We start from the raw sequence: 18325 nt of genomic DNA, 5'->3' as shown, positions 1-18325 counted from the left end.
TTACTTTCTCTTTTCCTTTAGCCGTTCTCCTGCTAAAAAAATCTCTTTTCGGAGTTCTTTTACTCTATAATTAGCCAAATCTGCATAATTCCCATCAGGAAAATTTTGAAGGTATAATTCGTAAGCTTCTAGTATTTTTTGTTGGTCAGCATAAAATCGATCTTTTGCATTAGCTAAGGCATAAGTGGCTTTTTCGTGGTTGGCATCTTCTTCAATACATTGTGTAAATAATCCAATAGCTCTTTCAAAATCTTCTTTTTGTAAAAAAACAGTTCCAAAAATATAATATTGCCGAGACCGGCTTACATCTTTTAATGCAAAAGCTTGCGAAATATAGATTTGTGCTTTTTTGGTTTCTTCGCAAAAAGTAGCCACTTCGGCAGCATCTTCTAAGATTTGAAAATCGGTTGGGTCTTTGGCAATGCAGTTTTCGTAATGCTTAAGCGCATCGGGGTAATTGCCTAATTTTACATGCGCTTTGGCCAATCGTAATTCTACAAAAAGTGGAACATCGCTTACTTTTTTCAGCTGATTAAAAGTTGAAACGCATTCTTCCCACTTGCCTCGCGCATACAAAGCTTGACCTTTTATGGAAAGTAAGCTTGTGTTTTCAGGATTGTTCCATAAAGCTTGTGTAGCAATACGATTGGCAATTGCATAATTTTTCTGCTTGAGCTCTTCTTTGGCTAATTCGTAAGCTACTAGCAAATGATTTTGCTGTAAATCGTAAGCTTGATACAAGGTTTTTTTGAAGTCTTCACTGTCTAATTTTTGTTTGGCTAAAGCCGAACGATACAAAAACTCAGCATTATTAGGATTCTTTTCGTGTAAATAGGAGAAAATGGAATCGGCTAATTTTGCCTGATTTTGTTGAAGAAGGACTTTTCCATAAGAATAGAAATGTCGCAAGTCGTCGCCATCTTCTAGATTTTGTTGATAGACTTCACTTGCTTTTTTAGCATTTCCTAAACCAATATAGGCTTTAGCTACTAAAAAAGCTTCTTTCTTGCTTTGGCTTTCAATTGAAGCATCTGCCATTTCAATTAGCTTAGCAAATTCACCAGTAATCATCAAAGAATCTAAGGCTTTGGTTTGCGCAACGCTTAGGTTTACAAGAAGCAAAATCAACAAAAAGGATAAGAAGTTTTTCATAGTACATTCATTAGTTTCAATTTTGTATTCCAACAGAAACATATCTAACTATACAGATCAAGTTCATTTAAATTACAAAGAATCTTAAATCAACAATCTGAAATCGAAAAATCATTTTCCTTCCGTTTCTTCTTTCTCTGGTACCATAAGTGTTATGGGTAAAGTATAAATTACATTTACCGCTTCTTTGTTATGTATACCCGGTTTCATTTTAGGTAAGCTGTTTACAACTCGTTCACCTTCATCTGATAAATCTGGATGCGCTGCACGAGCGTTAACATCGGCAATATTTCCATCTTTTGCTATGGCAAATCGTACGTAAATTCTAGTTTGTCCTTCTATTCCTAGTTTTGATGCCACTGAAGTCTTAAAATTGGAGTTGACGTGCTGTTGAATCTTTTCAGACATGCATTTTCTTAATTCATTATTGTTTAAGCTTTCATCACAACCCGGATAAATGGGAACACGATCTACAGATGCGAAAGGCACGTCAGAATTATATTCGATTTTTTTATTTTCTTTTTTTGCACTTCCCATAACAACAATCTCTTTCCGCTTATTCATTCTTTTGGTGTAAGCAGAATAATCTTCTGTTAATAAAGCCTTATCCAATTTTTTTGTTGGCTTCATCCCTTTTTCATTAGCCAAAATGCCGAAAGCCTTCATTCTGTAAAATGCATCTTTGGTAAGCATATTGTTTTCGTCTTTTTCAACATTTATTACATAATCGTAATAAACAGACATGTCTCCTTGCTCAACCAGTTCAGCAATTTCTTTTTTATACTTCTCTAAAAGCACTTGTTCGTCTTTGGGTAAGCTACTTTGCGCTACTAAATTGAAGCTGAAAGCCATCAATAAAATAGGTGTAACAATGGCATATTTAAAAATGCTTTGGCTGTTTTTGTTTCTTTTTTGTAACATAGTTATTCGGTTTTTAATGAATGATGAATGATAAAATGAACTCATTAAGCTCATGTTTTTGGTTTTAAATGCAGAATTGAGCAACTGCCATGCATAGGTTTTCGGATTGTGTTGTTCGCACACCTTAGCATCGGCTTGGTACTCATGTAACAATTGCAATTCTTTTTGATAGTAATAGAGTAGTGGGTTAAACCACATGAATACGCGCAATGCAGCTACAAAGCTATTGTCTAAACTGTGTTTCAATTTTACGTGTTGTTGTTCGTGTGCTAAAATGGTAATTTGTTGCTTTGGGCAAATTTCTTCACCTATAAATACATAATTGTAAAAGCTAAACGCTTCGTGTTCGCCTTTTAAATAAACAAGTTTACAATTTGGTTTGGGTAATGAATTGTTTTCTTGAATTAGCTGAATAAGTCCTTCAACTTTAATGTATAATAGACTAACTGCAATTGAAAAACCTAAAAAGTATAGATTTTCCAAAATAGCCATATATTGAATTGATGTGTGTTGTTGTGTGTTTTTTGTAGTTGAAGCGGCATCGTTTCCAATAACTACTTCTGGTAAATTGATGGCGTTTAGTTTTTGAAAAGTTTCTTGTTCTAAATTAAACTGAAACCAATTCCACTCCACAAAAGGCAAGGCAAATGAAGCGATTAAAGTGAATAGCAAATAAAACCGATTCAGTTGAAAAAAGGGCTCTTTTTTTATCAGCTGGTAAACCAGTAAAAACAAGCCTTGATAAAATAGTATTTGAATTAAAATCGGCATTATTTTTCGTTTTTATTCAAGTCCTTCATAATCTGTTCCAAATCTGATAAACGCAAGTCATTTTTTTTCATAAAAAAGGAAACCATCGAAGAAAATGAACCTTCAAAATAGTTATTGATTAGCTTTTTCATGCTTGCGTCTTTGTATTGCGCTTGTTCTACTTTTGGGAAATATATATGTCCACGGCCTTGTTTTTGGTAACCTACAAATCCTTTTTGTTCCAAAATCCGAATTAAGGTAGAAACCGTGTTATATGCTGGTTTCGGATTTGGCATGTGTTCAATAATATCGGCTACTTTAGCTTCTTTTAGCTTCCATACATATTGCATTACTTCTTCTTCTGCCTTGGTCAATTCTTTCATTGGATAAATTTATTTTTCAAATATAACTAAATATTTAGTTTAAACTATTTTTTTAGTTGAAAAAATCTAAATTGCTCTATTTAAGAAAGCTTAATTAACTTTTATTAGTCAATTTCAATGCTAAAAGAAATACGATGTTCGCTCTTTACTGCCAAGCCTTCTTCTTTTGCTGGAAAAATAGGAGGCAATTTTTTTAAAATTGATTCCACTTCATTATTCAATGAAGTAAAAAGTCCATCGGCATTGATATCTGAAACTTTTCCTGTAGCATCAATTTGGAAGTTCACTAGCACATTATAGTTTCCGGTGTCAATTTTTTCTGAAAAATTGGCCTTTTTAATTTGCTTTTGAAAGAAATATTGAATTTTCTCTTGCATACAGTGTTTAAGCTCATAATTGCTCATATCCATATCACATCCCGGGTAAATGGGAGCTTTAAAATTTTTAGTTGAGCTAGAATTGCCGATTTTTATATTTAAAGGAATGGTGTAAAATACTGCAACTGATTTTCCTTTTAATAAAGCAGGTTTCATTTTTGGTAATCCAGCAATCATTTCTTCAACAAGTGGAATTAATTTAGGTTGGTCTGTGTTTATTTTGAAAACTTCAACATAACCTTCTTTTGTAACTTTAAATTTAACATAAGCTTTGTACATGCCTTCATCTAAAACTTTTTTAGCTGCTTCGCTAAGTGAACTTTTGTTGAGAAATGAAGAAACCTTTTCGTTCATGCAATCCCTTAGAAGATTGTTACTCATTTTTTCATCGCAGCCAGGATAAATTGGTGCTCTACGTTCTTGCATCTTTAATCTTTGGTTTTTAGCAGCATTGGTATCAAATCCAAATGGCATTACGTAATTGTACTCAACAGCTTTTCCTTCACTTTTTGCTGGTTTTAGCTTAGGTAATTTTTCCAAGGCTTCTTTTGCTAATACATCTAGTTTTTTATTTGGTGTGTAGCCTTGTATATTTTTAATGTTCCCTTGTTTATCAATATCAAAATGAACAAAAAACTGAATTGTTTCAGTATTCATTATTTTTTGAGCCTGCTCCATATCAAAATTTTTGTCAAAAAAAGCTTTGATTTTAGAACGAGTACAATATTCTAAGCTTTGATTAGGTAAGTTAGGATCACAACCTTCATAAACTGGAGACTTAACAAAATGATAATTTTCTTTTGTTAACTTTTTTTCATTACTACTAGCGTTTAGCATGCCTGTACTAATCATTCTATCAAGATAATAATCGTAGTCTGACTTTAGATTTAGAAGATCTTCTCTAATATAATCTAAGAAGTCGTATCGAGCAGCAACTTTTGCGTAAGCCTTAAGTTTATAGAAGCTTTCTCTAGATAAAATCTCATTTTTATCCCGATCTAGTCTTAAGTCTTTATTTATAATTTGATTAGTTTTTTGCTTTTCAAAAAAAGCTTCCGCTTCAGCTAAATAATTCTGGTATATCTTTTCTTCTTCAGGAGAAATTTCAGTTACATTTTCAACAAATCCTTTTTTTAAATGCTGTAAATAGGTAGTGTACGAAACATTGTATTGATTAAATAAGCTGGCATATTTACTAGATAATTCTCTTTTAGCAAGAACATTTAAAAATGCTTTGGTTTTATAAAATTCATTTCTATTTACTTTTTCTTTTAAGTCTTCAATCAAGACATCTACTAACATTTTAAATTCTTCATCTGAATCACTAAAAAGCGTTTCACCTATTTTCACATACTTTTCGTGTGTTTTTTGAACAGATTCAATTTTCTGTGCATGAGTTCCGCTATATAAAAGCAAAATGAAACTGAATAATAAAAGGATGTTTTTACTCATAATGGAAAAACTATTTTTAGTTACAGCACACAAACATAAAAATTTCTAAAAATATGACTTTATAACTCATCATTTTAAAATCCTAAAGTTTTGTACATACGCCTAACAATTGTTAGTTTTGAAACACTCGAAAACGATTTAGAATTTAAACTATAAATTATGTCTGAAGCTTACGTAAAACACGATATTCAACACCAAATAGCTACTATCGAATTTTTTCATCCGGCACACAATTCATTGCCTAGTAACATTTTAGCAAAATTAGCAGATACCATTACCCAAATGGGCGAAAATAATGAAGTGCTAGTTATTGTTTTAAAATCTGGTGGCGATCGAACTTTTTGTGCAGGAGCTAGTTTTAAAGAACTCATTGCTATTGAAGACGAACAAACAGGAGAAAAATTTTTCAGTGGTTTTGCCAATGTAATCAATGCTATGCGTAAGTGTCCAAAATTTATCATTGGTCGGGTACAAGGTAAAACCGTTGGTGGTGGAGTTGGTTTAGCTTCAGCAATGGATTATTGCATGGCAACCCAATATGCAGCTATTAAGTTGAGTGAATTAAACATTGGCATTGGTCCGTTTGTAGTTGGACCTGCAGTTGAACGAAAATTAGGCGTAAGCGGAATGTCGCAAATTGCTATTGATGCCAATTCGTTTTACTCACCAGAATGGGCATTACAAAAAGGCTTGTTTACCAAGGTTTTTGAAACTACAGAAGAACTCGACGAAGCCGTAGCGGAAATGGCAGAAAATTTATGTCAGTATAACCCCGAAGCGGTAAAACACATGAAACAAATGTTCTGGCGTGGAACAGAAGATTGGGACAAACTACTTATTGAACGCGCAAAAATAAGCGGTAAATTGGTATTGAGTACTTTTACAAAAGAGAAGTTGAAGAGGTTCAAATAGAATAGAAAGCCCACCCTAACACTCCCAAAGGAAGGGAATTGAAGTGTGGCATAATTAATAACTAAAAAAGTCCCCTTTGGGGATTTGGGGCTTATGATCTACAAATTCAAAAACCACATACCAGTAATTCACGAATCGAGCTTTGTGCATCCACAAGCTGCTGTCACTGGAAATGTAATTATCGGTAAAGATTGTTATATTGGACCTGGCGCTGCGATACGTGGCGATTGGGGTGAAATTATTTTAGAAGATGGAGTTAACGTACAGGAAAATTGTACAGTTCATATGTTCCCGGGGAAGTCCATTGTGCTTAAAAAAGGAGCGCATGTTGGGCATGGAGCTATTATTCACGGAGCCAATTTAGGTGAAAATTGCTTGATAGGAATGAACGCTGTAATTATGGACGATGCTGAAATTGGAAACGAATGCGTTGTTGGTGCTATGGCTTTTGTTAAAGCTGAAACTAAAATTCCGAATAGGAGTTTGGTAGTGGGAAATCCAGCTAAAATAATTAAGCAAGTTTCAGATGAAATGATAGCTTGGAAAACCGCTGGAACAAAATTATATCAGCATTTGCCAGCCGATTGTCATGAAAGTTTAGAAGAAGTCGAACCGCTTAGGGAAATTCCTAAAAACCGACCAAAGCAAGAAGATTTCTATAAGACGTTAAATAATTTTATGCGAGAAGATGATGAGTGAAAGTTTTGTAGATTGAGTTAAGAGTAAGAAGAAATGAAAAATAAAAACAGCTTTGCGCCCCTGCCTATGCCGGAAGGTAGGTTTCCGTACAAGCATGAAAAAGTAAAGTATGAGTAATTCAGATAAAACCGAAATTTCAAATAAAGTTGATTTCAAACTCCCCAAAATGGGAGAAAGCATTACAGAAGGAACAATTTTAAATTGGATTGTAAATGAAGGAGAAAACTTTAATGAAGGCGATATTTTAGTTGAAGTAGGAACAGATAAAGTAGACAATGAAGTTCCAGCCCCTTTTTCAGGAAAGTTAATTGAAACCAAATATGATGCTCAAGACATTGTAAAAATAGGTGAAGTAATTGCTGTTTTAGAAGAAATTGACGCTTCGGAAAAACAAGCTAAACCTACCGAGTTAAAAAAGGAACAGTCTTCATCTGAACCTAAAACACAAACTAATCCAGCTACTACGAAGTCAAAATCACCCAAAACAAAAAAAGTTTCTCCCCTTAGGGGAGATAAAAGAGGGGATTTTTATTCGCCACTAGTAGAAAAAATCGCAAAAGAACATCACATTAGCTATGAAGAATTAGCTCGAATTCCAGCAAGTGGTGCGAACAACCGACTGCAGAAATCGGATATTTTTAAATACATAGAAGACGGAAGACCAGCTCAATTTGCTCAGCCTGTCGCTGAAACTCCTGCTGGATTTCAAGTACCCGATTTGCAATTTGATAAAGGCCAAGGAGAGCGCATCAAGATGGACCGCATGCGTCAAATGATCGCAGACCACATGGTGTTTTCAAAACATACTTCGCCACATGTAACGGCTTATGTGGAAGCTGATTTAACTAATTTGGTAAATTGGCGTAACCAAAATAAAGCTTCTTTTCAGGAAAAAACAGGCGAGAAACTCACGTTTACGCCCTTGTTTATTCAAGCCGTAACAAAAGCTATTCAGGACTTTCCAAAAATCAATTCGTCTTTAGATGGAGATGAAATTATTGTAAAAGATGAAATTCATATTGGGATGGCAACGGCTTTACCTAGCGGAAATCTTATTGTTCCTGTGGTAAGAAACACTGATCAAAAAGACTTGGAAACTTTAGCTAAAAATGTAAATGCATTGGTAGCAAAAGCAAGAGATAATAAGCTTACTAGCGATGAAACCAAAGGCAGTACGTTTACCATTTCTAATGTTGGGACTTTTGGTAGTTTGATGGGCACACCGATTATCAATCAACCGGAAGCTGCTATTTTGGCAACTGGGATTATAAAAAAACGTGCAGAAGTTATGGAATACGATGATGGTGACAAAATTGAAATAAGACAAATGATGTATTTGTCTTTGTCCTTCGACCATAGAATTGTAGATGGATTTTTAGCAGGTAGTTTTTTAAGACGTATTGCGGATTATTTGGAAGAAAAACAAATTGATTAATTTCACGCAAAGACGCAAAGACGCAAAGTTTAATAGGGCTAAGACCCCTCGCTAAAATGCCTACCACCATAGACAGGGTCGCTAAGACGCAAAATGACTTTTAAAATTGCAAAAAATTATGAATGAGAATGAACTTTCAAAAATTATTGTAAATACTGCTTATCAAATTCATACAGAATTAGGTCCTGGGCTTTTGGAGTCTGTCTACGAAGAAATTATGGATTATGAATTGAGACAATTGAATTTAAAAGTAGAGCGTCAAAAATCAATTCCAGTTATTTGGAATGATTTAAAAATGCAATTGGGTTTTAGAGCAGATTTAATTGTAAATAATAAAGTTTTAATTGAATTAAAGTCGGTTGAAAATATTGCTATGGTTCACCCCAAACAAGTTTTAACCTATTTGAAATTAACCAACCTAAAATTAGGTTTACTTATAAATTTCAATGAGCCTTTAATCAAAAATGGAATTACAAGAATTGTAAATAATTTATAGAACAGCCTTGGCGTCTTAGCGTCTTTGCGAGAAAATATATAAATATGAAGTTAGACAAAAACCTACTAAAAAAAGCATTCAAAAACCTAGTCACTGCAAAAGCCATGGCAGAACTCTACGAAGATAATTTCAAAGTAGTTTCCAAATACGTACACGCGACTTCGCGTGGCCATGAAGTCATTCAAACTGCTGTAGGCATGCAACTTTTACCCCAAGATTACGTCTATCCGTATTACCGAGACGATTCTATTTTGCTCGCCATCGGTATGCAGCCCAAAGATTTAATGTTGCAGCTTTTAGCCAAAAAAGACGATCCATTTTCAGGCGGTAGAACTTATTATTCGCATCCCAGTTTACGCGATGATGATAAACCCAAAATTCCACATCAAAGTTCCGCTACCGGCATGCAAGCCATTCCTGCTACGGGAGCTGCTTTAGGTTTTTCATACAAAGAAAAGCAGGAGTCAGGTTTTGACAATCAAGGTGAAGCACCTGTGGTAGTTTGTTCATTAGGCGATGCATCCGTAACCGAAGGTGAAATTGCTGAAGCTTTTCAAATGGCCGCGCTGAAACAATTGCCTATTATTTATCTGATACAAGATAATGGCTGGGATATTTCGGCTAATGCTGAAGAAACCCGTGCACAAGATGCATTTGAATATGCCAAAGGATTTCACGGTTTAGAAGCCATCAGTATCGATGGAACCGATTTTGAAGAATCTTATACTGAATTCAAAAAAGTTTTAGAAACAGTAAGAAAAGAACGCCGTCCATTTTTAGTACACGCTAAATGTCCATTGCTAAATCACCATACTTCAGGTGTGCGAATGGAATTTTATAGAGATGATTTGGAAGAGTCTCGTCAACGTGATCCGTATCCAAAATTAAAAGCTAAGCTACTAGAAAATGGTTTCAACCAACAAGAAATAGATCAAATTGAAACAGAAGTAAAAGATGAAGTAGCCAAAGATTACCAAGAAGCTTTAGCTGCCGAAGACCCAACACCAGAAGATTTATTTACCCACGATTTTGCGCCAACGCCAATCACCGAAGAAATAGGAGAACGCTCACCAAAAGGAGCAGAAAAAGTAGTGATGGTCGATTCAGCTTTGTTCGCTATCGAAGAATTGATGAAAAAACACAAAGAATGTCTATTATACGGTCAAGATGTGGGTGGCAGATTAGGAGGTGTGTTTCGCGAAGCGGCTACTTTGGCACAAAAATTTGGCGATCATCGGGTTTTTAACACTCCCATTCAGGAAGCTTTTATTGTGGGTTCTACTGTAGGAATGTCGGCGGTTGGTTTAAAGCCAATTGTTGAGGTACAATTTGCCGATTACATTTGGCCAGGACTCAATCAATTGTTTACCGAAGTAAGCCGAAGTTGCTATTTATCTAACGGAAAATGGCCTGTTTCTATGATTTTACGGGTGCCAATTGGCGCCTACGGAAGTGGTGGACCCTATCATTCATCTTCTGTAGAAAGTGTAGTGACCAACATTCGCGGACTCAAAATCGCTTACCCAAGTAATGGAGCCGATTTAAAAGGTTTGCTAAAAGCAGCGTATCACGACCCTAATCCAGTAGTTATTTTCGAACATAAAGGTTTATATTGGAGCAAAGTGCCGGGAACCAAAGGTGCAACGAGTATTGAACCCGCAGAAGATTACATTTTGCCATTTGGCAAAGCTTGGGTTTTACAAGAAATTTGGCCGCAAGATGAGCACGAAACACTTAGTATAATTACTTACGGAATGGGTGTGCATTGGGCGATGAATGCTTCGCAGGAACTCGGATTACAAGATAAAATTGAAATTGTAGATTTACGTACACTACATCCTTTAGATGAAGAAACCATCATGAAATCGGTGAAGAAATGCAAGAAGTGTTTGGTAGTTACCGAAGAACCTTCCGATAATTCCTTTGCTCGTGCTTTAAGTGGAAAAATTCAAGAACAATGTTTTCAGCATTTAGATGCGCCGGTAATGACTATCGGTTCCGAAAATATGCCTGCCATTCCGTTGAATTCAGTTTTAGAAGAAACCATGATTCCGAGTACCGAAAAAGTAAAAGTGAAAATTCAGGAATTGTTAGCGTATTAGTTGAACTTAACCTTGATTTAAAAAAATCAGGGTCGAGCTTGCCTTTTATAGCAATGGGATAATATGATTTCCGATTTAATTTCTTGTTTTATTAAATCTCTTTTAATGTTTCTAATTGTATTTTTTAGCATAAATATTCAATTTAGTGTTTCGAAATATCAAACAAACAATTTTAAATATCAGCAACTAACGAATACATCAGGAAACAATGAATTATTTGTGTAATTACACAACAAGTAATAAGTTTGAATTTAATTGTTATTTATGAAAAACATTCATTTCGATAACCTTTACTCCAAATGGTATTATATACCTGTATTGAGTGTTTCAGTTTTACTTATTGCTTCATTTATTCTGTTTAGGGAAAGTGAATATGCCCATCTATTTTATATTTTTTCAACTGTATTATCGGTAAGTTTGATTACACGAAATTTTTGGTATAAAGCTTATGTGCAATACAATTCTAATCGAATCAGTATTCGTATTAATACATCATCGCAAATCAACTTAAAATTTGATGGCATTACTAAAATAGAACATCAAGTAGATCAATTGCTTATTACAGAAAATGCTAAAGTTCATCTAATAAATATTCAACATATCAATCCTGAAGATGTACAAAAGCTAGTCAATTTATTGGTTGAACGAACAAGCGCTTTCTATGAAGACATTAGAGAGTTGACCTATTATAAATAAAATTGAATTTACTCTTCAACAATAATGTTTTCATCATCCACACCAATGTCCTTTAAATTCTTTACAACACTTTCAATCATTGGTTCTGGACCACAGATGTAAAATTTTTGTTGCAAATTAAGAATGTGATTTTTTAGAAAATCTTTGTCTATGTGACCATGAGCATATTCATCTGTATCTTCTTCCGAAAGAATATTAATAAAACCTTTACCGAGCATTTCATTGAGCTCATCTTCCATAATTATATCAGCTTTTGTTTTATTGGCAAAAATGAGTTTGTTGTCTTCATTTTTTCCATTTTGGTTTCGATCTTTTAAAATGGCAATGAGTGGAGTTAAACCAGCGCCACCCGCAATAAAAGTTCCTTCACCCCTAAAGTAAATATTACCAAAAACTTCATTCTGGAGAAACTCATCTCCTACTTTTAAATCAAGTAATTTTTCAGTAACTCCATTATGGTCTGGGTAGGTTTTAATTACAAATTCTAGGTTAGAATTAGCTGGAAGACTTGTAAAAGTAAAAGGTCTACCTTCTTCCTTCCAACCTTCTTTGTTGATAAAAAGCTCAGTTGCTTGACCGGGTTTAAAATCTAGACCTGATGGCTTATTGGTTCTAATTCGTAAAACGTTATGCGTAATTTTCTCAATGTCTTTAATTTGTAAGGTGTTCATTTTTTATTTTAAAGTTAAATAAGATAAGTGTTTTATCAATTGAGATTAAGAAATTTACACCGATTATTTAACAAACGAAATCTATTCCGATAAACTTTCTTAATATGAGTTTTAATAATTACCTTCTCAAAAATTATTTTAGAATATGGATACTTCTTTTATTGAAACACTCAAAAACTTTTTAAAGGAAAGTCTTTTTCAAATAGGTCCTAAGCTTATTTACTCAATTGTTGCTTTTGTTGTAGGCATTTTTGTAATTAAGTTAGTCATGCGGGTTTTAAAAGCTACTTTAAAAAAATCTAAAGTAGAATTATCGCTCAAGACTTTTGTAGAAAGTTTATCTGTTTTTCTGTTGTACGGGTTGCTTTTTACACTTATAGGATCTATTTTAGGAGTGAAGGCAACATCTTTTTTAGCCATTTTTGGTGCGGCAGGTATTGCGGTAGGTTTGGCATTACAAGGCAGCTTGGCTAATTTTGCTGGCGGTGTGCTTATTTTGGTTTTTAAACCTTTTCAAGTAGGCGATTTAATTCACGTAAATAATAATCTTGGTTTTGTAATTAAAATAGACATTTTGTACACCAGAATTGAAACGTTTGATGGAAGAGTCATCACCATGCCGAATGGAAATGTTGCCAACAGCGATGTAGACAACCGAACCATGAATAATTTGAGAAGAGTAGATTTAACGTTTAAATTTGCTTTAGCTACCAAAATGGAGACCATCCGTCCAATTATTTTAGAAGCGATGAAAAATCATTCTATTGTTGAAAAAACACCAGAACCTGATGTTTGGCTTGACCAAATAGGTGAATCTGAATTGCAAGTTACCGCCCGAAGTTGGGTTAAATCAACTGAGTATTGGCCAACCTACTGGGAACAATTAGAAGCCGTTAAAAAAGCATTAGACGAAAACGGAATAGAAATTCATATCCCTCGAAGAGTAGTGTTCCAAGGTGGAGATTATAAATCTACTGATTTATCTAAAAAGGAATGAACCTAACCAAGAGATACTAAATAAAAATTTTTCTATTTTATTTGAATTATTTCCGCACCATTACCCACTTCATCATGAATTACCTGTTGGTTTTCGCAATACATTTTAAGCGATTCATCAATAAGATTGTGTACATCTTGTTGATGCTTTTTAGGATACAGCAAATGAACGTTAGCACCTGCGTCTAAGGTAAAGCACACGGGGATTTTGGTAGTTTTTCTAAATTCCCAAATGGCATTGAGTACAGCAAGGGTGTTGGGCGTCATCAACATAAAATAAGGTAGGCTGCTCATCATCATGGCATGCAAGGTCAAGGCTTCAGATTCTACTAAAGTCATAAAAGCTTCTATATTTCCTGACTTTAAAATCTCAAGTAACTCACTGCAATTTTCTTGCGCTTGTTCAAAACGTTTTTCGGCAAAAGGGTGACCATTCATTAAACTGTGTCCTAAGCTGCTGCTCACTTTTTTCTGACCTTTGTCTACCAACAAAATGCTGTCTTGGTAGTCTTGAAAAATAGGATGAATGTCTTTGTTAAGCGCAACGGCATACAAATCTGAACTTTGGTTTAACTGCTCGTGTTTACCCCAAAGCATGAGTTTGCCTTCAATGCTTCGGCTTGCGCTGCCCGAACCTAATCGAGCTAAAAACGAAGCTTTTTTCAGCATAAATTCATCAGAAATAGCGGGATCTATTTTTTTCTCTAACTGCATTATGCACATCGCTAAAGCACTCATGCCACTAGCTGAAGATGCAATTCCACTAGAATGTGGAAAGGTGTTTTTAGTTTGTATGGCAAAATGATAATGCTTTACATACGGACAGTAGGTTTCAATTAATTTTAGAAATTTTTCAATCTTAGGATGAAAACTCGGCGTGCTCACACCATCTAATTCTACTTCAATTGTTGTTTTTTCTTCGGTTTTGGTTTTGGCTTCCAATTTTAGTAAAGTAGAAGTATAGCAATTGGAAAGCGTAAAACTAATCGATGTATTTTTAGGAATTTGAATATCTGCTTTTCCCCAGTATTTCACCAAAGCAATATTACTTGGCGAAGTAGATTGGAAGGCTATTTTTTGGGGCAGTTGACTTGTTCTTGGAAACTTAAATTGTTCGAAATCCATCTGGTTTTTGCTTCAAATATTATAAACACGAATTTACTACTTAAAAGCATTTTTCTAAACTATTTACAACTTCATTTTTGTTTTTTAAAACCAAGGTTTTTTCTTTTTACAAATGCACGAATAATTCTAATCGAAAATCAAGATTTGAATTTGAAGTAGAATTGATTCAAAAATTGACTTTGTGCATGTAAAATAAATTTCTATTTTAAGCCTTTCTAAGAAAGCAGCACATGAAGAAAAAATTACTCACCCGCATTGGTATTGGCGTTTTAATTTGTTTGGTAGTTGGTTTTTTGGGAGCTATTGCTACTCAAAGTAGCGTAAACGATTGGTATACTACGCTGAATAAACCCAGTTTTAATCCACCCAATTGGCTATTTGGACCGGTTTGGACAGCATTATATATTTTAATGGGAATTGCCTTTGGTCTTGTCTGGGCAAAAGGAACCTATCATTCTTGGGTAAAAACAGCCATGTATCATTTTGGTTTTCAATTGATTTTAAACTTGACTTGGTCGGTTGTTTTCTTTGGCTTACATGCTCCATTTTACGCCCTGTTGGTAATTGCAGCTCTACTAATTTTTATTGTACTTACTATAAAGTGGTTTAAAATTGTAAAACCCATTGCGGCTTATTTGCTCATCCCGTATTTACTTTGGGTATTATTTGCCAGTGTGCTTAATTTTGAAATCTGGCGATTGAACTAAATGATTTCCTATTTTTAGAGCGTTTATATGATTTCTTAAAAGTATTAAAAATCTGAGTTAGATATAAAATGCAGTGATCATATAAATATGAAAAAAGCAACCACCCTAACCATCTTTTAAGTGATGAAACTCTTGCAACTTTCCCCTTGATGGGATTAAATGGGTGTTTTTTTATACACCTATTACCTTACGGCATTTCCCTCAAGGGAAAATTAAGGTGGGGAATTTTTAGAATTATACTCATTGCTTCTGCATTTCTTTTAAGGGAAAATTATGAACAGAAAGAGACAAAACTTCTTCCCTGGCTTGTGCTGAGCAAAGTCGAAGCAAGGGAAGATTAGAGAAGGGTGTAAATAGATTTTAAATTTAATAAAAACACCCATTGCCTTATGGCATTTCCCTCAAGGGAAAATTAAAATGGGGAATTTTCACTTTTTTTAGTTACAATACTTTTAGCAATTACATAACCGCCTGTCCAAGCATTTTGAAAATTGAAACCGCCTGTAACGGCATCGATGTTGAGTACTTCGCCAGCAAAATACAAATTGGGGTGAAGCTTGCTGCTGAATTCCTTAAAGTTAATTTGTTTTAAATCTACTCCACCAGCGGTAACAAATTCTTCTTTAAAGGTGCTTTTTCCGTTTACTGAAAAGATGCATTTGGTGAGCAAATTCTGCAATGTGCGCATTTCTTTTTTAGAAAGGTCTGCCCATTTACTTTCGGCTGAAATTCCACTTTGATTTACAAAACTATGCCAAAGTCGTTTTGGAAATCCAAACAACGGATTGGCGGCTAATTGTTGTTTAGGATGCGTATTTTTCTGTTGAAGCATTTGCGCGGTAACTTCATCTTCCGATAAATTAGGCAACCAATTTACTTTCAATTGAAATTGATAATTGAGTTGATGAAAGCTTCGCGCTCCCCAAGCTGAAAGTTTTAAAATGCAAGGTCCGCTTAAACCCCAATGCGTAATTAACATGGGACCTGAAGATTGTAAATTTTGCAATTGTTTTTTTGAAATGTTTTTTTGCTCATCTACTATTTCTACTGCGGTTTCCCAACTTATTCCTGCTAGGTTTTGAATTAAGGCACCTTTGATGTTGAAGGTAAATAAGGAAGGAACAGGATTTATAATGCTGTAGTTTTTTTGGGCTAAAAGTTTCCATATTTTTGTACTGCTTCCCGAAGCAAAAACAAGGTGTTTAGCTAAAAAAGCTTCATTTTTAGTTTTTACTTTCCAAAGCTTTTCTTCGGTTAAGTGAAAATCTTCAACCCCACATTGGGTTTTTATTTCGATGTTGAATTTATGGCAAGCATTTAAAAATAAATCGATAATAGTTTGAGACGAATCGCTTTCTGGGAAAATTCTACCGTCTTCTTCAATTTTTAAAGGCACGTTTTCTTCGGCTAACCATGCCATCATATCGCCAGTAGCAAATTGATGAAAAGGTCCGCGCAATTCTTTGTGTCCGCGTGGATAATTCTTAGCAAGTTCGGTAGGGTCAAATTCTGCATGGGTTACGTTGCATCTTCCGCCACCAGAAACTTTTACCTTGCTCAGCAAGTTTTTTGATTTTTCGAGAATGCAAATGTTTAAGTTAGGATTTTGCTGTGCACAATTAATGGCGGTAAAAAAACCCGCAGCGCCACCGCCGATGATGAGAACGTCTTTCAAATAATTAATTTTTTAAATGCTGATTTTAGTAGCATTATTCATATTCATACAGGATTTGATCACCAGAATTGGTCAAGTTTAAATTGACTTGATTTGATTCTGGTACTTGCAATTCAGTAAGGTCAAAGCTAAAGGTTTTTGAAATAACGGCATCACAGAGTTCCATGTTTTGTAAAGACAATCGGATGTTTCTTTGCACTGGAAAAGATTCTAAAAGTTGGTCGGAGTCGATAAGTTGAACTTCCCAAGTATTGCCATCGCAACCACTTGAACTCAATTCTAACACCAAACAGTTTTCATTTATTTCAAAATTAGTGATACTGAGTGGGTCATCAGGCGCATTAGCAAATAAGTCAGCACTAATCAAGGTGTTGAAATCGCAGTTTCCTGCATAATTTGTGTTGTTGTCATCATCACTATCACATGAAATTAATGCAAACAGACATAGCCATATCATAAAGAAGACTCTGTTTTTTACTCTTTTTTTGTCTAAAAGAGTTGATATATTGTTTATCATAATTTTCATATTTATAAAGTAATCTATAATGCATCAATTATATTTGGAAGTAGCATTATTCATGTCCATCAAGATCTTTTGCTAAGTTTTCGGTTTCTTGTATAACTTGTTTGTACAAACCTTTTTGTTTTTCAGCCAAGTCAATTTCTTGTTGAAGAATATTTATTTTTACATCTCTACCTGATTTTTCTGATGCATAAGTTACTAATCCTTGCACTAAACCTGCTAAATTGAGTAAGGGAACATAAAAAAAGAACATTAAAAAAACGGAAACCAGATTGCCAAGTATGGTTTTCCACAATTGTTTTTTGCCTGTTTTGGCATAGGTGCCCATTAAAATAAAATGTAAACCTATGTAATTGCCAAATTCTATAGGTTGAATCTTTCGTTGTTGCTCGAGGTAGTGTTGTTTTTCAATTTCGGCTCCTTTAATAGCTAAGTTTAAAGTTTCATGAAATAAGCCCGAAGTGAGTCGTACTACTTTTTCAAGTTTTTCTAAATGTTTCTCATTTTCTGCTTCATCTAACTCTAATAAATCAGCTATGATTTCAGCTTTATGATGAAATTCTTGTTCCATTGTAAAGATGAGTTTGGCTTCTTCGCTATCTATAAAACCATCTTTTTTTGCTTTAAAAATTTCATTATTAATCACTTCATAAACTCCCATTAATTTTCGAACCATGGTAGGAGCTGTGAAGGTGGTTGCAAAACCAATGGCTTTATCGAATGCTGCTGAAGTGAGTTCTTCAGTTTGTGTTTGTGTTTGTGTTGGTTGAGTTGGAATTTGGCTAGTCTGTTGAATGCTCACCCTATTTCGACGGCCAACTCTTCGATACGGAGTAGAATGACTGTCTCTAAAAAGTTGGTTACTGATAACCTTCCCTAAATCTCTTCCAACTTGACGGATTATTGCTTTTGCAAATGCCATAAATTGTTTTTTTGCAAGATAATTATAAAACAATTCAGCTTAAAGAATAGATAGGTGTTTTACAATTCTACTTAAGTTGAATTTTTTAATTGGTCATCTTTCTTTAAAATTTTCAAAAGTGATATGCTTACGAATATTAAAATAATAGCAAAAAGGAAGCCTGTTGAAATGGAAGCAGATTGCAGAGCCGTTAAGCCACCGCCTACTAATAATACAATGGCAATGCCGCCTTTGTTTTTTTAAAAACAAATAAAAACATTTATAGAAAAATAAAAAAAGGCTTCAAGGTTTCTATTAACGAAACTTTAAAGCCAAATGAATCATATGTTGA

General features: G+C 34.3%; 18 protein-coding genes. 8 read left to right on the top strand and 10 right to left on the bottom strand.

All coding sequences use genetic code 11. The annotated features are described in order from the left end of the window. The 4 genes from IEV72_RS08695 to IEV72_RS08680 all read right to left on the bottom strand — a co-directional run bounded on the left by IEV72_RS08695 (nt 1) and on the right by IEV72_RS08680 (nt 5035). Complete coding sequence (locus IEV72_RS08695; RefSeq protein ID WP_188458710.1) at nt 1–1152, bottom strand: tetratricopeptide repeat protein; 1152 nt, start codon at nt 1150–1152, stop codon at nt 1–3. Nucleotides 1153–1263: 111 nt separating this feature from the next. Beyond that, nucleotides 1264–2844, bottom strand: coding sequence for a M56 family metallopeptidase (locus IEV72_RS08690; protein ID WP_188458709.1), 1581 nt, complete (start codon nt 2842–2844; stop codon nt 1264–1266). Further along, nucleotides 2844–3206: a BlaI/MecI/CopY family transcriptional regulator gene (locus tag IEV72_RS08685; protein WP_188458708.1), complete on the bottom strand. Its 363-nt coding sequence runs from the start codon at nt 3204–3206 to the stop codon at nt 2844–2846. The genes IEV72_RS08690 and IEV72_RS08685 overlap by 1 nt, the downstream gene beginning before the upstream one ends. Nucleotides 3207–3310: 104 nt before the next feature. Then, the gene (locus IEV72_RS08680) at nt 3311–5035 is read right to left on the bottom strand and encodes an energy transducer TonB (RefSeq protein WP_188458707.1); all 1725 of its coding nucleotides are present in this window, start codon (nt 5033–5035) and stop codon (nt 3311–3313) included. Nucleotides 5036–5194: 159 nt separating this feature from the next. Between IEV72_RS08680 and IEV72_RS08675 the strand changes: the two genes are divergently transcribed. The 6 genes from IEV72_RS08675 to IEV72_RS08650 all read left to right on the top strand — a co-directional run bounded on the left by IEV72_RS08675 (nt 5195) and on the right by IEV72_RS08650 (nt 11375). After that, nucleotides 5195–5947, top strand: a complete 753-nt coding sequence (locus tag IEV72_RS08675; RefSeq protein WP_188458706.1) for an enoyl-CoA hydratase/isomerase family protein — start codon at nt 5195–5197, stop codon at nt 5945–5947. A 93-nt stretch (nt 5948–6040) separates the two neighbouring features. Next, a complete protein-coding gene (locus tag IEV72_RS08670) occupies nt 6041–6646 on the top strand; it encodes an acyltransferase (RefSeq protein WP_188458705.1) in 606 nt (201 codons plus the stop codon). A gap of 109 nt (nt 6647–6755) precedes the next feature. Continuing rightward, on the top strand, nt 6756–8081 hold the full coding sequence (locus IEV72_RS08665; protein WP_188458704.1) for a dihydrolipoamide acetyltransferase family protein: 1326 nt from the start codon (nt 6756–6758) through the stop codon (nt 8079–8081). A 118-nt stretch (nt 8082–8199) separates the two neighbouring features. Next, nucleotides 8200–8577 (top strand): GxxExxY protein, encoded by a 378-nt coding sequence (locus IEV72_RS08660; protein ID WP_188458703.1) that lies wholly within the window; start codon nt 8200–8202, stop codon nt 8575–8577. A gap of 44 nt (nt 8578–8621) precedes the next feature. Then, nucleotides 8622–10679 (top strand): alpha-ketoacid dehydrogenase subunit alpha/beta, encoded by a 2058-nt coding sequence (locus tag IEV72_RS08655; RefSeq protein WP_188458702.1) that lies wholly within the window; start codon nt 8622–8624, stop codon nt 10677–10679. 264 nt (nt 10680–10943) lie between these two features. Beyond that, nucleotides 10944–11375 (top strand): hypothetical protein, encoded by a 432-nt coding sequence (locus IEV72_RS08650; protein ID WP_188458701.1) that lies wholly within the window; start codon nt 10944–10946, stop codon nt 11373–11375. Nucleotides 11376–11383: 8 nt separating this feature from the next. Here the strand turns inward: IEV72_RS08650 and IEV72_RS08645 are convergent, their stop codons facing one another. After that, on the bottom strand, nt 11384–12046 hold the full coding sequence (locus IEV72_RS08645) for a ferredoxin reductase domain-containing protein (protein WP_188458700.1): 663 nt from the start codon (nt 12044–12046) through the stop codon (nt 11384–11386). A 145-nt stretch (nt 12047–12191) separates the two neighbouring features. Here IEV72_RS08645 and IEV72_RS08640 point away from each other — a divergent pair, with 145 nt between their 5' ends. Beyond that, on the top strand, nt 12192–13043 hold the full coding sequence (locus tag IEV72_RS08640; RefSeq protein ID WP_188458699.1) for a mechanosensitive ion channel family protein: 852 nt from the start codon (nt 12192–12194) through the stop codon (nt 13041–13043). A gap of 32 nt (nt 13044–13075) precedes the next feature. Here the strand turns inward: IEV72_RS08640 and IEV72_RS08635 are convergent, their stop codons facing one another. Then, the gene (locus IEV72_RS08635; protein ID WP_188458698.1) at nt 13076–14167 is read right to left on the bottom strand and encodes a diphosphomevalonate decarboxylase; all 1092 of its coding nucleotides are present in this window, start codon (nt 14165–14167) and stop codon (nt 13076–13078) included. 230 nt (nt 14168–14397) lie between these two features. Between IEV72_RS08635 and IEV72_RS08630 the strand changes: the two genes are divergently transcribed. Next, the gene (locus IEV72_RS08630; RefSeq protein WP_188458697.1) at nt 14398–14874 is read left to right on the top strand and encodes a TspO/MBR family protein; all 477 of its coding nucleotides are present in this window, start codon (nt 14398–14400) and stop codon (nt 14872–14874) included. A gap of 412 nt (nt 14875–15286) precedes the next feature. Here IEV72_RS08630 and IEV72_RS08625 read toward each other — a convergent pair whose 3' ends face one another. From IEV72_RS08625 to IEV72_RS13660, 4 genes are all read right to left on the bottom strand, one after another. Next, nucleotides 15287–16549, bottom strand: a complete 1263-nt coding sequence (locus tag IEV72_RS08625) for a BaiN/RdsA family NAD(P)/FAD-dependent oxidoreductase (protein ID WP_308420170.1) — start codon at nt 16547–16549, stop codon at nt 15287–15289. 34 nt (nt 16550–16583) lie between these two features. Then, the gene (locus IEV72_RS08620; RefSeq protein ID WP_188458696.1) at nt 16584–17006 is read right to left on the bottom strand and encodes a hypothetical protein; all 423 of its coding nucleotides are present in this window, start codon (nt 17004–17006) and stop codon (nt 16584–16586) included. A 115-nt stretch (nt 17007–17121) separates the two neighbouring features. After that, nucleotides 17122–17994, bottom strand: a complete 873-nt coding sequence (locus IEV72_RS08615; protein WP_188458695.1) for a hypothetical protein — start codon at nt 17992–17994, stop codon at nt 17122–17124. Between the two features lie 71 nt (nt 17995–18065). Then, nucleotides 18066–18212 (bottom strand): BCCT family transporter, encoded by a 147-nt coding sequence (locus IEV72_RS13660; protein ID WP_262890029.1) that lies wholly within the window; start codon nt 18210–18212, stop codon nt 18066–18068. Between the last annotated feature and the right edge of the window lie 113 nt (nt 18213–18325).

This window comes from Psychroflexus planctonicus (genome assembly GCF_014640195.1).
GTDB lineage: Bacteria > Bacteroidota > Bacteroidia > Flavobacteriales > Flavobacteriaceae > Psychroflexus > Psychroflexus planctonicus.
The sequence above is the reverse complement of the archived record's forward strand: the minus strand, read 5'-3'. Positions and strand labels throughout refer to the sequence as shown.